This is a genomic window from Microbacterium sp. NPDC028030, from assembly GCF_040637855.1.
In the GTDB taxonomy this organism is placed as follows: domain Bacteria; phylum Actinomycetota; class Actinomycetes; order Actinomycetales; family Microbacteriaceae; genus Microbacterium.
Genome location: NZ_JBEZXF010000001.1, coordinates 345,884 through 358,953, shown reverse-complemented (window position 1 = coordinate 358,953; position 13,070 = coordinate 345,884). Strand labels below are relative to the sequence as shown.

16 protein-coding genes are annotated in these 13,070 nt (G+C 64.3%); 7 read left to right on the top strand and 9 right to left on the bottom strand.

Annotated features, from left to right (window positions below; translation table 11 throughout):
• The first annotated feature begins 54 nt into the window (after nucleotides 1-54).
• The 3 genes from AB0E56_RS01685 to AB0E56_RS01675 all read left to right on the top strand — a co-directional run bounded on the left by AB0E56_RS01685 (nucleotide 55) and on the right by AB0E56_RS01675 (nucleotide 1,362).
• Complete coding sequence (locus AB0E56_RS01685; protein ID WP_359796342.1) at nucleotides 55-282, top strand: hypothetical protein; 228 nt, start codon at nucleotides 55-57, stop codon at nucleotides 280-282.
• Nucleotides 279-1,004 carry a 3-keto-5-aminohexanoate cleavage protein gene (locus AB0E56_RS01680; protein ID WP_359796341.1) on the top strand — a complete coding sequence of 242 codons (726 nt, stop codon included), beginning with the start codon at nucleotides 279-281 and terminating at the stop codon, nucleotides 1,002-1,004. Before AB0E56_RS01685 ends, AB0E56_RS01680 begins: the two co-directional genes overlap by 4 nt.
• Nucleotides 1,005-1,071: 67 nt before the next feature.
• Complete coding sequence (locus AB0E56_RS01675; RefSeq protein ID WP_359796340.1) at nucleotides 1,072-1,362, top strand: hypothetical protein; 291 nt, start codon at nucleotides 1,072-1,074, stop codon at nucleotides 1,360-1,362.
• A 118-nt stretch (nucleotides 1,363-1,480) separates the two neighbouring features.
• Here AB0E56_RS01675 and AB0E56_RS01670 read toward each other — a convergent pair whose 3' ends face one another.
• Nucleotides 1,481-2,482 (bottom strand): SDR family NAD(P)-dependent oxidoreductase, encoded by a 1,002-nt coding sequence (locus AB0E56_RS01670; RefSeq protein ID WP_359796339.1) that lies wholly within the window; start codon nucleotides 2,480-2,482, stop codon nucleotides 1,481-1,483.
• Between the two features lie 75 nt (nucleotides 2,483-2,557).
• Between AB0E56_RS01670 and AB0E56_RS01665 the strand changes: the two genes are divergently transcribed.
• Nucleotides 2,558-3,127: a TetR/AcrR family transcriptional regulator gene (locus AB0E56_RS01665; protein ID WP_359796338.1), complete on the top strand. Its 570-nt coding sequence runs from the start codon at nucleotides 2,558-2,560 to the stop codon at nucleotides 3,125-3,127.
• 193 nt (nucleotides 3,128-3,320) lie between these two features.
• Here AB0E56_RS01665 and AB0E56_RS01660 read toward each other — a convergent pair whose 3' ends face one another.
• The 4 genes from AB0E56_RS01660 to AB0E56_RS01645 all read right to left on the bottom strand — a co-directional run bounded on the left by AB0E56_RS01660 (nucleotide 3,321) and on the right by AB0E56_RS01645 (nucleotide 6,000).
• Entirely contained in the window at nucleotides 3,321-3,557 is a 237-nt protein-coding gene (locus tag AB0E56_RS01660) for a hypothetical protein (RefSeq protein ID WP_359796337.1), read from the bottom strand.
• Between the two features lie 400 nt (nucleotides 3,558-3,957).
• On the bottom strand, nucleotides 3,958-4,692 hold the full coding sequence (locus AB0E56_RS01655) for a hypothetical protein (RefSeq protein WP_359796336.1): 735 nt from the start codon (nucleotides 4,690-4,692) through the stop codon (nucleotides 3,958-3,960).
• A 44-nt stretch (nucleotides 4,693-4,736) separates the two neighbouring features.
• Nucleotides 4,737-5,333, bottom strand: coding sequence for a hypothetical protein (locus AB0E56_RS01650; protein ID WP_359796335.1), 597 nt, complete (start codon nucleotides 5,331-5,333; stop codon nucleotides 4,737-4,739).
• A gap of 157 nt (nucleotides 5,334-5,490) precedes the next feature.
• Nucleotides 5,491-6,000 (bottom strand): DUF4188 domain-containing protein, encoded by a 510-nt coding sequence (locus tag AB0E56_RS01645; RefSeq protein ID WP_359796334.1) that lies wholly within the window; start codon nucleotides 5,998-6,000, stop codon nucleotides 5,491-5,493.
• A gap of 70 nt (nucleotides 6,001-6,070) precedes the next feature.
• Here AB0E56_RS01645 and AB0E56_RS01640 point away from each other — a divergent pair, with 70 nt between their 5' ends.
• Nucleotides 6,071-6,691, top strand: a complete 621-nt coding sequence (locus AB0E56_RS01640) for a MerR family transcriptional regulator (RefSeq protein ID WP_359796333.1) — start codon at nucleotides 6,071-6,073, stop codon at nucleotides 6,689-6,691.
• Here the strand turns inward: AB0E56_RS01640 and AB0E56_RS01635 are convergent.
• Nucleotides 6,681-8,420: a DNA/RNA helicase domain-containing protein gene (locus AB0E56_RS01635; RefSeq protein WP_359796332.1), complete on the bottom strand. Its 1,740-nt coding sequence runs from the start codon at nucleotides 8,418-8,420 to the stop codon at nucleotides 6,681-6,683. The genes AB0E56_RS01640 and AB0E56_RS01635 overlap by 11 nt on opposite strands.
• Nucleotides 8,417-8,752: a nucleotide pyrophosphohydrolase gene (locus AB0E56_RS01630; RefSeq protein ID WP_359796331.1), complete on the bottom strand. Its 336-nt coding sequence runs from the start codon at nucleotides 8,750-8,752 to the stop codon at nucleotides 8,417-8,419. The genes AB0E56_RS01635 and AB0E56_RS01630 overlap by 4 nt, the downstream gene beginning before the upstream one ends.
• Nucleotides 8,753-8,821: 69 nt before the next feature.
• Here AB0E56_RS01630 and AB0E56_RS01625 point away from each other — a divergent pair, with 69 nt between their 5' ends.
• Nucleotides 8,822-9,232 (top strand): (deoxy)nucleoside triphosphate pyrophosphohydrolase, encoded by a 411-nt coding sequence (locus tag AB0E56_RS01625; protein ID WP_359796330.1) that lies wholly within the window; start codon nucleotides 8,822-8,824, stop codon nucleotides 9,230-9,232.
• Here AB0E56_RS01625 and AB0E56_RS01620 read toward each other — a convergent pair.
• On the bottom strand, nucleotides 9,222-10,304 hold the full coding sequence (locus AB0E56_RS01620) for a hypothetical protein (protein ID WP_359796329.1): 1,083 nt from the start codon (nucleotides 10,302-10,304) through the stop codon (nucleotides 9,222-9,224). The genes AB0E56_RS01625 and AB0E56_RS01620 overlap by 11 nt on opposite strands.
• A gap of 96 nt (nucleotides 10,305-10,400) precedes the next feature.
• Between AB0E56_RS01620 and AB0E56_RS01615 the strand changes: the two genes are divergently transcribed.
• Entirely contained in the window at nucleotides 10,401-11,486 is a 1,086-nt protein-coding gene (locus tag AB0E56_RS01615) for a type I restriction endonuclease (protein ID WP_359796328.1), read from the top strand.
• 79 nt (nucleotides 11,487-11,565) lie between these two features.
• On the opposite strand, the gene AB0E56_RS01610 is transcribed toward AB0E56_RS01615, so the two are convergent.
• Nucleotides 11,566-13,068 (bottom strand): SulP family inorganic anion transporter, encoded by a 1,503-nt coding sequence (locus tag AB0E56_RS01610; RefSeq protein ID WP_359796327.1) that lies wholly within the window; start codon nucleotides 13,066-13,068, stop codon nucleotides 11,566-11,568.
• Nucleotides 13,069-13,070: the final 2 nt, after the last annotated feature.

The window sequence follows — 13,070 nt, the reverse complement described above, 5'->3', positions numbered from 1 at the left end:
CTCCCCTCGCGTCGGTGGTCCGGCGTAGAAAGGAGTCCGAGTGAAAGGACTCCCATGGCCACCGGCGACATCGAGACGTTCCACCGCAACGGCATCTGGTTCAACCGCATCGAGGGCGAATCGCAGACGTTGGGCAGCAGCTTCGAAGACGAGGCCGAGGCCGTGAAAGTCGGACGCAGTGCGGCGGTCGCGCGTCAGGTCGCCCATACCGTGCGCGCCGAGGAGGGTCCGTCCGAGACGGCGAGCGTCTACGGTCTCCACCCGCGCGAACTGATCGGATGATGCTGCTGCAGGCATGTGTCAACGGTGCGCGCGATGTCGCGGAGCATCCGTGGCTGAGTGCCGACGAGACGGTGGTCGCGGCCGACGCGGCGCGCGCCGTCGCGGCCGGAGCGGGCGAGGTGCATGTGCACCCGAAGAATGCTGCCGGTCGCGACAGTCTTACGGCCGACGACGTCGCTCGTTGGGTGTGGGCCGTGCGGGCTGCGGCTCCCGGTGTTCCGGTCGGCGTCACGACAGGTGCCTGGGCGGAGCCTGATGTCGGGCGGCGACTCGCGGCGATCGAGGCGTGGACGGAGCTGCCGGACCATGCATCCGTGAACTGGCACGAGGCGGGGGCCGAAGAGGTGGCCGCGCTGCTCGTGCGTCGCGGGGTCGCGGTCGAGGCCGGGTTGTGGGACGCGGTGGGGCTCGAGGTGTGGAAACGCTCACCGCTGCGCGGCGAATGCCTTCGTGTGCTGATCGAGCTTCCGGATGAACCCGCGGAGGTGGTGCGCGACCATGCCGAGGCGATGATCGCGCACGTCGAGCTCGAGGAGCCCGACATCCCGATCCTGCTGCACGGCGAAGAGGGTTCCGCGTGGCCTGCGTTCGACCTCGCGGTGGAGCTCGGGCGGGACTCGCGCATCGGGCTCGAAGACACGCTCCTGCTGCCGGACGGCTCGACCGCTCCGGGCAACGCGGCGCTGGTGCGTGCGGCGGTCGGGCGGATGCGGGTCGTCTGACCGCGTCGGCATCCGAGAGCTCGAAGAGAATCCCGGTGCGCTGCGATCTCCCCGATAGGGTGCAGGCATGGACGCGACTCAGGATGCTTCGGAGGCGGCGACGCACGACGAGACTCAGCGCACGACCATCCGGCGTCTGTCGTGGATGCTCGCCTGGGGGCTTCCGCTCATCGCTCTGATCACCGGTATCGCCCTCACGAACACGGGGACGATCGACCAGTCGATGCCGGCCGGCGATGACATGTACGACGTCGTTCTGCTGGCCGTCTGGCCCGCGGGCCTGGTGCTGCTCGGAGTCGGTGCGCTGGGGCTGACGGCGGCGGCCCTCACGTCGGTCGTCCTCACGACGAAGCGCTGACGCCCTCGAAGCGCGCGACACCGCGCGGGCATGGCGTGCGCGCGACAGGGTCGGTGGGGACGCGAAACGCCCCCGCCGTTCGGGTCGGCGGGGGCGTCGGCTTCGCGGGTTGAGGTGCTTACTGCACCGACCATCCGCCGTCCGAGGCGAGGATGGCGCCGTTGATGTTCACGGCGTCGTCCGACAGCAGGAAGGTGATCGACGCGGCCAGGTGCTCCGCCGTGGCGACGGTCGGGATCGACTGCTGGAACGGGGCGAGACGCCCGGAGCCGTACTCCGACATGTTCGGGGGCATCGGGATGCCGGTGGCGACGCCGCCCGGGGCGACGGAGTTCACGCGGATGCCCTTCGGTCCGTACATGAAGGCCGCGGACTTCGTGACGCCGATGATGCCGTGCTTGCTGGCCGTGTAGGCGTTGCCCGAGGCGTTGCCGCGGAGGCCCGCCTCGCTCGACACGTTGAGGATCGCGCCCCGACCGGCCTTCTCCATGACGGGGATGACCGCGCGCATGAGCTTGAACGGGGCGGTCAGGTTGATCGCGATGACGCGGTCCCAGACGGCGTCCGGGGTCTCGCCGGCGGGGGAGAAGTCGTCGTTGATGCCGGCGACGTTCGCGAGGCCGTCGATGCGGTCCCCCGCAGCGGCGAGGACGGCGTCGATCGCGTCCTGCTTCGTGAGGTCGCCCGCGACCGTGACGATGTCGGCATCCGCGAGCTCGGCCTTGAGGGCGTCGAGCTTCTCGGCGGCGATGTCGCTCGCGATCACACGTCCGCCTTCGCGGGCGATGCGCGAGGCGGTGGCCTTGCCGATGCCCGAGGCAGCGCCCGTGACGATGACGGTCTTGCCGGCGAAGCGGCCGGAGGTGGTCTTCTCGGCCCAACCCTCGGAGGCGTCGTCTTCGGGGATCTCGCCGTTGTTCGCGGCGCGCACGAGGTCGTCGACGACCGACTGGGGCAGCTGGCCCTGGCTCATGGCGACGAGCTGCTGCAGAGGCAGTCCGAGCACGGGGGTGAGGAGTTCGGGGTCGGCGCCCGTCTGCTCGAAGAGTCCACGGATGAGCGGGCCGCCGGTCGGGTCGTTCATCCAGTCGCCGATGGTGGAGTGTGCGGTGAGGGCCATGCTCTTTCTCCTTGCTCGGGTTTCGCAACGGTGCGTCTACTTATGTTCCAGTGTACGCCTCTGTACGGTGGAATGGTGCCTCGTCCTCGCAGTGAGAAAGCCCGCCAGTCCGTGCTGGAGGCGATGCGGCGTGCGCTCGCCGCAGACGGGTACGAGTCGGTGACGATCGAGGGTCTCGCCGAGGCGGCCGAGGTGTCGAAGCAGACCATCTATCGGTGGTGGCCGTCGAAGGCCGCGATCCTGGGTGAGGCGCTGCTCGAGGGCTCGGTGCCCGGGTCTGACGCGACGGTGCCGATGACGTCGGATCTCGGCGCGGACCTGCGGGCGTGGTTCACGGCAGTGTCGGCGGGGCTGGCTCGGCCCGAGGGTGTGTCGTTGGCGCGCGCGCTGATCGAGGTGACGGCGGCTGATCCGGAGCTGGGACTGGTGTTGAACGAGAGGCTGGCGGCGCCGATCCGGGAGTGGGTGGCGGAGCGCGTGTCCCGCGGACGGGATGCGGGCGATGTGCGGGCGGATGTGGATGCTGCCGCCGTCGCGGACGAGTTCATCGCGATCGCGTCGTACTCCGCGCTGATCGGGCAGCCGTTGAGTGCCGAGCGCGTGGAAGACACCGTGGTGCGGTTGCTCCGGGGCATCGCGGGGTAAGCCTCGGGCGGGCCTCGTCCGCGGGATACCCCTCTTCGTGGGAACCCTCTTCGTGGGAACCCTCGCGCGGCAGCCCTGCCCGTTCCGGAGGTGTTCCGCCGTTCGGAGGTCACTTCTCCCGAATCTCTCCTCCGTATCGCGGATCTCCTCCCGACCACGGACCACCCCGACGCAGCAAGTCGAGGATGCGGCGCTAGTGTCCGCTGGAGCGTCGCTCGCGCCAGGTGACGCGCACGACCAGGGCGAGCGCGCCGAGCATGAGCGCGAGGGCCGCGAGCCAGAACACCCACACAGCGTCTTGGAACAGGGGCAGCTTCGCGACGACCGGAAGCATGCCTCCGAGGAGGACCATTGCCGCAATGCATGCGCGCTCACGTGCGGTGCCGTGGGGCTTCCCGGCAGTCGCCTGCACATCGTCTTCGCTGTGCATCTCTTCTCCTTGATCAGTCCGGGGAGGTGCTTGTGTCGAGGTCGGGCGTGCAGATGTGGAAGTGGCCGCGATCGCGCTGAGTACGATCGCGGCCACTGCCGCCCGCCCTGCTGCATTCCTGTCACGTTCCGATGGCGAAGCCCTGGGCAGCCCGCCTTTGGTCTGTGCTCTCGTCTGCTGCTCCGTGATCGACCTCATCGTCAACCATCACCATGGAAACACACGTATGAGGTTGTTATCAATATATTTGACGACATCCATCTGATGGTGATTGTGATGTGATGCGTCCCTGTCGTGCGGGCCGCGTCGACGCACAGAGTCCACACTTCGCAGTGCTCTTTTAACGGCGCGAGGAGAATCTCGCCAGCGGTCGCAAGGCGTCGTGGGGCAGCGCCCCGCTTCACCGCTGTCGTATGCGGCGGAAGTCGGCGTCGTCTATGTCTTGGAAGCCGATGGCGATGGGAGCGAAGCGAGTGCTCTTCGCCGTGCCCTCGGTGTCGGTGTAGTCGAGCGTCGGACTGATGACGTAGAAGTCCGCGTCGTTGGTGCAGGACAGCGAAATGTCGATCGCTCCGCGGTCTGGAGCGAGAGCCACATCCTCCGCGGACACATCGGAGGATCCCGTACTGAATTTGCCGACCGAGGCCAGTGGGGGCGGGACTGGGAGCTCGGCCCGGGTGCACTCCGACATGGCGGTGACTTCAGCCTTGGCGTCTGCGGTGGCGAACTCTTCGGGTCGTGCCTCAGTGAGGGTCCATGATTCGACGTCCACGTACTCCGGCTCCGTCGAGTGCGCGTAGACCAGCCCGATCGACTCGAAAGCGATGCCATCCGCGGGGATGGTGATCTCGAAGGTGATGTTCCCCAGCTGGTATCCGTCCACCACCGCGCCTCGGATGACATCGAACTCGCCGGGGCCGACCGACGCATCGCCCGGTAGTTCGACACCGGTCAGGTCGGTCCAGATGGCATCGCTCTCCGGCGCGACGAAGATGAAGTTGACGGGGTAGGGGTGACCGGCGGCGAAGACGACCTCGGCGGCCGTGAGAGCGAATGCCGGAGGGGATGCCGGTCGCGGTTCTGGTGTCGGTGCGCACGATGTGGCGCTGGTCGCGATCGCTCCGAGGGCGATCACGGCAAACGCAGCGCGCCTATTGAGGCTCACGGTACTGGCAGATGTCACTGGTAGTAAACGATGAGGAACTGGTCTTTCGTGGGGGCGTAAAGGTATCCGTAGCTCCACGAGGAACCAGCGAGTTGCTTACCGTCTTGGAAGTAGGCGGACTTGACGTAGTACCTGTTGAAGTTCGAGGCGAGACCGAGCTTGGAGTACCTCGTGCTGCTCGCCGCAATATTTACCGTGATGGAGTAGCTCTTGGTCACACTTGCTGAGACTCCGATGTTGCTGGACGCACCCGCAGCGGACATGCCAACGCTCGAGTCGATGCTGGCGCTTACGGTGGTGGATGAGCTCCAGGCATACCCTGTCGATCTGGCCCAGGCGCCCGTGAGATAGCGCACGAACTTCTTGGATATGAGGACCGGTCCGCTCAGCTTCACTGCCTTCTTGACCGGGACTCCGCAAACGATGCAGTCGGGCGAGTTCGAATCCGTTTGGGCGGCGGCATCGACAGCCGTTGTGCTCGCGCCAACGGCTCTGGTTCCGGCCGCGGCGGGCGACGTGGTGTCGGCGGACGCCGAAGTCGCGCCAGTGAGTGCTGACATCCCGAAGATCGCGGCTAGCGCCAGTGCTGCGACTGCGTTGCGGTTCTTCATAAGTCCCTCCAATAGTCGGCATCATTGCCCTGCATGGACAATGAAACGACACAAATGAGGGCAATAGAAATATATTCGAGGTCGCTGGCGCTGAGGAGTCGCCGCTAGCTTCAGTCTCACCAGGATGTGTCCAGAGGGGTGTTGAACCTCTGAATAGTTAGCGCTCCGCTACTGCCTCATCCCTCGCCTCCGTCCGCCCCTCGGCGAACCGCGCCTGCGCCCGCTCCTGACGTTTCCCGACCTCGACGAGCTCCGTCGCCTTCGGCAGTCCCATCGGCTTCGTCGAGACGTACACGCTCTCCGCGGTGTCGACGCGGAAGGTCTCGTGCCACACCCCCACAGCGCCCGGAGCCTTGCGGGCTGCGCGGTTGAAGGCTGTCCAGGCGGGGCGGTGCTGCTGGCTCGGGCTGGACGCGTAGGCGTAGAGCTTGTCGACGGATGACCAGTACTGCACCACGTAGGGTCCGCCCGAGCCGAAGAGCAGGTGGTAGCCGAGCATGCCCGAGTCGGGATCGGTGGAGAGCTCGCGCAGCATCCCCGGCATGGCGAAGAAGGCCGGCATCCACAGGTCGGGGCGCCACCAGCGGTTGATCTGCATCCCGATGTGGAACACGACGAGCTCGCCCTCGTGGCGGTGGGTCATGCGGCCCGTGATGACTTTCGACATGATGACTCCTTGGTTAGATAGCTTCACTATCCATAATGGATAGCGCTACTATCGAAGTCAAGAGGTGGCCATGAGAATTTCCGAACTGTCAGCCCAGACCGGCGTGACCGTGCCGACGATCAAGTACTACCTGCGCGAGGGACTGCTGCCCGAGGGTGAGCGGTCGTCTGCGACTCAGGCCGCGTACGTTGAGAAGCACGTGGAGCGGCTGCGGGTGATCCGGGCGTTGCTCGACGCGGGGGTGAGCATCGCCGAGACGCGGCGGGTGCTCGGGGCGCTGGATGATCCGCCGGCGAGTGCGCACGAGCTGCTGGGGGCGGCGCATGCGGCGATCACTCCGCCGGTGGATGATTCGCTGGATCTGACGGACGCTGAGGCTCTTGTCGCGGGGCTCGGGTGGAAGCCAGGTATGTGCGATGAGGCGGTGCTGTATGCGGTCGCTCGGGCGCTGCAGGGGTTGGAGCGCGTCGGGTTCACCGTTCCGGATGCGGCGATGGCGGAGTACCTCGCGAGCATGCGGCGGATTGCGGATGCGGAGATCGCGGGGGTGCCGGAGGAGTCGGCGGGGGCTGCGGTGCGGTACGTGGTGTTGGGGTCGGTGTTGGTGGAGCCGTTGTTGTTGGCGTTGCGACGGGTGGCGCAGCAGGTGAGCTCGGGGGAGCGGTTTGGGGAGGGCGAAGCTAGCGCATGAGCGCCGCGGCCAGACGCTCTCTCAGGGCCGGATCACACACGTAGACGTACGTTCCACGCATCCCGCGTGTTAGCAGCACCCCATAGATGTTTCGGATGAACGTCAATAGGTCATCGTCTCCGAACGCATCCTTCAGGTGCCCGGTGTTCTCCTTGCCCTTCTTGTCTCGATAGCTCTCGCGATCAGCGACGATCCGACCGGATGCCGGGTCGAGGTGGAGGTCGGGCCCGATGATAACGCCTGCGTAGTTCAGGTCATACCCCTGAACGGTGTGGATCGAGCCGACCTCTTCAAGCGACCCTTTCGAGTTGATCCAGTCCTTATCTGTGCCGTTCCACCGCATGCGCTCACCGTCAATCTCGATGTCGAATGCGTCTGGGTTCTTCTTCGACACCCAATCCCACGCGTACCCTGCGACGAGGCGGGAAAGGCCGACCTCAGCATCCTTCTGCCGGATGGCATCGCGCATCTCTCCGAGGTCATCGAAGAGGCGGAGTTCATACTCACCGAGGCTGGGGAGCGATGGCTCTTCATCCCGCAGAAGGGCGCGGACGAATTCGACGTAGTCTGCGCCCGCCTGTACGCGCATCTGGGTCGTCAGCCGGAAAAATCGATGCGCATCCTTCGCCTCACTGACCTCTGCATGGAGCGCCGCCGGAGAAAGGTCATGCGGCCGTACGCTCTGCTCCCCATCGACGAGCAGGAGCTGATGTTTGCTGCGAGCCTTGATCCAGTCGAGCTGGGTGTAACGAGGGTCGTCGCTTCCGAACAGAGCCTCGTTGATCTCGCGGAACTTCTTGTTCTGCACGCCTGATGCCTGGTTGGCGCGTTGGCCGAGGCGGTGGGTCTCATCGACGAGAACGAGGTCGTACGTCTCGTCCGATTCGCCGAGCTGGAATGGCGACATCACCATCGCAGCGTCAAGTTTGGGGGTCTTCTTGAAGACCTTCTGCACCGACATCCGCAGAGATTGCTGCGGGATTACGAGCGCCATACGAAAGGTCTTGAGCAGCTCTCGATTCTCCGGGACGAAGAACTCTGAGAACATCGAGTCCGGCTCGATGCCGTCGCGGTCGTCGTAGTCGCGAATGTCGGCGAGCAACTTCATCAGGAAGATCGCGATGACCGTCTTGCCGGTTCCTGGGTTGCCTTGAACGACGAGGGTTGAGCGAGCGCCGGGGTCCTGAAGATCTTCGAGCAGACCCTCCAGGATGTCCATGATCGCGATGCCCTGGTCATCGGTCAGAGCCTTGAAGGGCGAGAGCTTGAACAGGTCAGAATTCTCGATTTGCGGGATGCTCCGCGAGAAGAGTCCCTCTGCTCGCATCGCCTCGAACACGTCGCGGAAAGACTCGCGGTAGAGATCGCGATCGTAATACTGCGCGTCTGTCAGACCGTCGTTGCCATTGAGGATGCGATATCGACCGTCGCCCGAGAACCAGCGGATGAGATGAGACTCGAGGTCGAGACAGACTGACTTGTTAAACGTGTGATCCACGACGACGCGGATCGATTCAAGGGACTCGTTTTTCTTCGAACCGGCGAGGTGCTGACGCATACGTGTTGCCGCGCTTACGGTCTCGCCGACGTAGAGCCCGGGCGAACTGCGTTGGGCGTCGCCTTCGAGCACATAGACGACCGGCCAGTTGGTGTGCCGGCTGTCGTCACGCGCCCACGTATCAACAGCGTCACGGCGGAAAGGAAGGCGCTGGATGCTGAATGCTGTCACTCCGGCGCCTCGGAAAGCTTGGTGTACTTCGTCATGCGCCCCTTCGCCAGCTCGACGGGGTATTTCGCTTTCGTCGACTCCAACTTCTTCATGACGATCTCGTCGAGGTCGACGCCGATCTTGTTCGCGAGATGGATGCAGTAGCTGACGACATCCGCGAGCTCCGCTTCGACCTGTTCTTGGTCGAACTTCGGGGACCACTGGAAGCACTCGAGGAGTTCGCCGGCTTCGATCGCGATGCTCTTCGCGAGGTTCTCCGGCGAATGGAACTGGTCCCAGTCTCGTTCGGCCACGAAGGCGCGGAGGGCGGCGAGGGTCTGCGGCGACGGCATGATGCGAAGGTATCAGGGTCGGGGTACGGGCCCCGAGGACACCCCTGTTAGCTTGCTCTCGGAGGCATAGTGAGCGAGAGCCGTGTTATCGAGGTCGTTGCAGCCATCATCGAGCATGAAGGCAAGATCCTTGCGTGCCGCCGTCGGCCGGAGAAGGCGGCTGGAGGGAAATGGGAGTTCCCCGGCGGCAAACTCGAAATGGGTGAGACGCACAGCGAGGCTTTGGCGCGAGAGATACGCGAAGAGCTCAGCACTTCCATCGAGGTAACCGCGCCGCTTCGAACGGATGACACCGTGGTCGGCGAAAGCACCATCCGCCTCATCTGTCTCCGCGCCAGGTTGCTCGGAGAACCACCGACCCAGAGCCTCGATCATGATGAACTCCGCTGGGTTTGCCCTAGCGATCTGCCGGATCTCGATTGGGCCGCCCCCGACCTGCCATCTGTCGCGGAACTTGCGGCCGGGTCGCCTACTCGATGACCAAGAAGCCCTCGTCGTCGCGGACGATCAGGAGGATTCCCGACTCAGCCAACAAGGCCTCGAGATGAGCGATCGGTCGGCTGGGAAGCAAGATGACGGGAACTGCAGGCCTGCCGGACTCCCGAGCCAGCCGCGAGTAGTCGAGGACTTGCCCAATCGCGGTGCGAACGTATTCACGGGCGGGCGACTTCTTCGCTTCGACGACCCAGCCTGACTCTGAGACGTAGAGATCGGGCTCGATCGTGGCTCCTGCGGAACTCAGGCGAAGGCGCTGAGGAGTTTCACCGCGGGACTTGATCCACTGCCCGAAGTCTCTTTGCAACTCGAACTCGATTCGGGAGACGACTCGCTCAGCAGGGATGAGTGGGGCTCCGACGACGTACGACGAAAACTCGGGAGGTGCCCAAGACGAGGCCTGCGCGATTTCCGTGAGGGGCGCGGATGGCGCATCGAGTGCTTCCACATCGGCGTCAACCGGCACGAGCTTAAAGATGATTCCTTCGCGAGGGTTCCCGTCGGAGTCCGGGATTGTCTTGATTCTGAACGCTGGCTCACCAGTGGTGAACTCCCCTACGTAGGTGACGTAGGTGCCCTGTTTGGTGAACAGGCGGATGGGGCGGCCGTTTTCGGCAGCGTCTCGAAGCGCAGTGTTCCCGCGGGCGAATACTTGCGGACCGTACTGACCTTCGCCCGTGTATAGAAATGAACCGTCTCCCTGCAGCCCTTCAAAGGTGTCGTACCCGTGCCTCGCTCCGCTTTCCGGGCTAGTGATGACGAGTATGTCGGGAATTGACTTGGGCGTGATGATCCCGCCCTGCTCTTGACCCTTGTATGCAGCGTGCAACTCTCGCCGCAGCACGGTGTCGCCGATCTCCAATGTCCAGACCATCGGGTCGGTGGGTCGGAGCTGCCGATCGAACTGAGCCCGCACCGCGTCAGCCTGACTGTCCTCGAGTTCCCACCGGGCGACGCCTTCGGGCAGCCTGCCGTACTGCTCCCGGAGGAAGCTGCGGATGCGCTTCTGGCTGACGTGCAGTTCGAGCGAGAGTCGGGCCGGCGTCGTAGTGCTCACGCGACGCAGCATATCGATATGCTGCGTCGCCCGTCCTTCGCTTCAAGGTCCGCTATCGTCTGGATCAAAGCGTGTTCAAGGACGAACGGAGTAACGGTGGAGTTTTCAGAACGTCTCGATTCCCTCGCAACGAAGGTCAAGAACCAGGCGACGGCGATCGGAACCGAGGAGGCGACGAAGAATGCATTCGTCATGCCGTTCATCTCGACGATTCTTGGCTACGACGTCTTCGACCCGCTCGAGGTTGTCCCCGAGTTTACAGCCGACGTTGGCACGAAGAAGGGCGAGAAGATTGACTACGCCATCATGCGCGACAATGAGGTTCAGATCCTCATCGAGTGCAAGCCGTCGATGGGCTCGCTCAAGATCGAGCACGCTTCCCAACTGTTCCGCTACTTTGCCGTGACCAATGCGCGCATCGCTGTTCTGACGAACGGGGTCGTTTGGCACTTCTACACCGACCTCGATGCACCGAACCGGATGGATGCAAAGCCGTTCCTTGTCCTCGACTTGCTCGACATCGACGAGACACTAATCCCGGAGATTCAGAAGCTCAGCAAGGAGAGTTTCGACCTCGATTCGATCATCAGCGCAGCCGAGGAGCTCAAGTACATCGGCGCGCTCAAGCGAGAGATCGCAGGCCAGTTCCGCGAGCCAACCGACGAGTGGATCAAGTTTTTCGCGACGCGCGTGTACGACGGTTCGTACACGCAGAAGGTGCGTCAGCAATTCACGGGGCTGGTCGGCAAGGCTGCGCATCAGTTCCTGAACGAGCGGGTAAATGACCGTCTTAAGGCCGCGCTCGGGGTAAGTGGGATCGCGCACACCAGCGATCCGTCGCCGGCGACGAGCGCCGAGGTCGTTGAGGCGGATCTCGATCGAGACACCGAGATCGAGACCACTCTCGAGGAGCTTGAGGGGTATCAGATCGTCAAAGCCATCGCCTGTGGCGAGGTGAAGCCTCAGCGGGTCACCCACCGCGATGCCAAGAGCTACTTCGCCGTTCTGCTCGATGACAACAATCGAAAGCCCGTGGCTCGTCTTCATTTCAACGGGAAGCAGAAGTACCTGGGACTACTAGACGAAGACAAGGTCGAGACGCGCCACGCCATCGAGGAGCTCGACGAGATCTACTCGCATGCCGACGGAATTCGGGAAGCCGTTCGTCGGTATAAGGACTAACGCGGCCGAGACGCAGCAGCGACGTATGCCCGGTTGGGGCACGAGGGGTCCTTCTCGTGCCCCGACCGGTCGTTACGGTCTACTCGAACCCACCCGTCAACCGCCCCCGCATCCGCTGACTGCTCTCATTCATCCCGACGATCTCCACCGTCTTCCCCAACGTCGCATACTTCGTCTCAATCGCATCCAGCGCGGCAACGGTCGACGCATCCCACACATGCGACCCCGACAGATCCACGACGACCCGCGCCGGATCGTCCGAGTACGAGAACAACGTCGTCAGGTCATTGCTCGACGCGAAGAACAACTCCCCCTCCACGGCATACGTCACAACGTCACCCGCCTCAGCGAGAACGCGTGTAACTGACACGAAGTGCGCCACCCGCCGCACGAACAGCACCGACGCGACCAGCACCCCACCCACGACCCCGACGGCCAGGTTGTGCGTCACCAGCACCAACGCAACCGTCGCAACCATCACGAACGTCTCGCTCTTCGGCATGCGCTTCAATGTCGAGGGACGGATGCTGTGCCAGTCGAACGCCCCGATCGCGACCATGATCATCACGGCGACGAGCGCGGCCATCGGGATCGTGCCGACGAAGTCGCCGAAAACCACGACCAGCAGGAACAGGAAGATCCCGGCGCAGAAGGTCGAGATGCGGGTCCGCGCGCCCGAGGCCTTCACGTTGATCATGGTCTGACCGATCACGGCGCAGCCGCCCATGCCGCCGAACACGCCCGACAGCACGTTCGCGACGCCCTGCCCCCACGACTCGCGGCTCTTGTTCGAGTGGGTGTCGGTGATCTCGTCGACGAGCTTCGCGGTGAGCAGCGACTCCATCAGCCCGACGAGCGCGACACCGAGGGCGAACGGGGCGATGATCGTGAACGTCTCCCACGTGAGCGGAACGTTCGGGATGAACAGCGACGGCAGACTCCGCGGCAGTTCGCCCTGGTCGCCGACGGTGGGCACCGTGATCCCGAAGGCGAGCACGACCCCGGTCACGATGATCACCGACACGAGAGGCGCCGGCACGATCTTGGTGATCTTCGGCATCACGAGCATCACGACGATGCCGAGCGCCACCAGCGGATAGACCAGCCACGACACGTCGATCAGCTGCGGGAACTGCGAGCTGAACACGAAGATCGCCAGCGCGTTCACGAACCCGACCATGACGCTGCGGGGGATGAAACGCATGAGCTTCGCGACGCCGATCACGCCGAGGATCACCTGGAAGATGCCCGCGAGGATGATGGTCGCGATCAGATAGTCCAGCCCGTACGTCGGCGCGACCGGTGCGATCACGAGCGCCACGGCTCCGGTCGCCGCGGTCACCATCGCCGGACGTCCGCCGAGGAACGCGATCGACACCGCCATGATGAACGACGAGAACAGCCCCACCTTCGGGTCGACGCCCGCGATCACCGAGAACGCGATCGCCTCGGGGATCAGCGCGAGCCCCACGACGAGTCCGGCCAGCACCTCGCGGGTCAGCATCCGCGGATTCTTCAGCGCGGTGAGCACCGAGGGGTTGGCCCGGTAGCGGGAACGATCGTCGACCGTCGTTGCAGACATGG

What these genes read in the sequence shown, in the direction of transcription:
- AB0E56_RS01675 (WP_359796340.1), top strand. Translation starts at nt 1,072, where the DNA reads ATGGACGCGACTCAGGATGCTTCGGAGGCGGCGACGCACGACGAGACT.
- AB0E56_RS01640 (WP_359796333.1), top strand. Translation starts at nt 6,071, where the DNA reads ATGAGAATTTCCGAACTGTCAGCCCAGACCGGCGTGACCGTGCCGACG.
- AB0E56_RS01630 (WP_359796331.1), bottom strand. Translation starts at nt 8,752, where the DNA reads ATGCCGTCGCCGCAGACCCTCGCCGCCCTCCGCGCCTTCGTGGCCGAA.
- AB0E56_RS01670 (WP_359796339.1), bottom strand. Translation starts at nt 2,482, where the DNA reads ATGGCCCTCACCGCACACTCCACCATCGGCGACTGGATGAACGACCCG.
- AB0E56_RS01680 (WP_359796341.1), top strand. Translation starts at nt 279, where the DNA reads ATGATGCTGCTGCAGGCATGTGTCAACGGTGCGCGCGATGTCGCGGAG.
- AB0E56_RS01685 (WP_359796342.1), top strand. Translation starts at nt 55, where the DNA reads ATGGCCACCGGCGACATCGAGACGTTCCACCGCAACGGCATCTGGTTC.
- AB0E56_RS01650 (WP_359796335.1), bottom strand. Translation starts at nt 5,333, where the DNA reads ATGAAGAACCGCAACGCAGTCGCAGCACTGGCGCTAGCCGCGATCTTC.
- AB0E56_RS01660 (WP_359796337.1), bottom strand. Translation starts at nt 3,557, where the DNA reads ATGCACAGCGAAGACGATGTGCAGGCGACTGCCGGGAAGCCCCACGGC.
- AB0E56_RS01610 (WP_359796327.1), bottom strand. Translation starts at nt 13,068, where the DNA reads ATGTCTGCAACGACGGTCGACGATCGTTCCCGCTACCGGGCCAACCCC.
- AB0E56_RS01645 (WP_359796334.1), bottom strand. Translation starts at nt 6,000, where the DNA reads ATGTCGAAAGTCATCACGGGCCGCATGACCCACCGCCACGAGGGCGAG.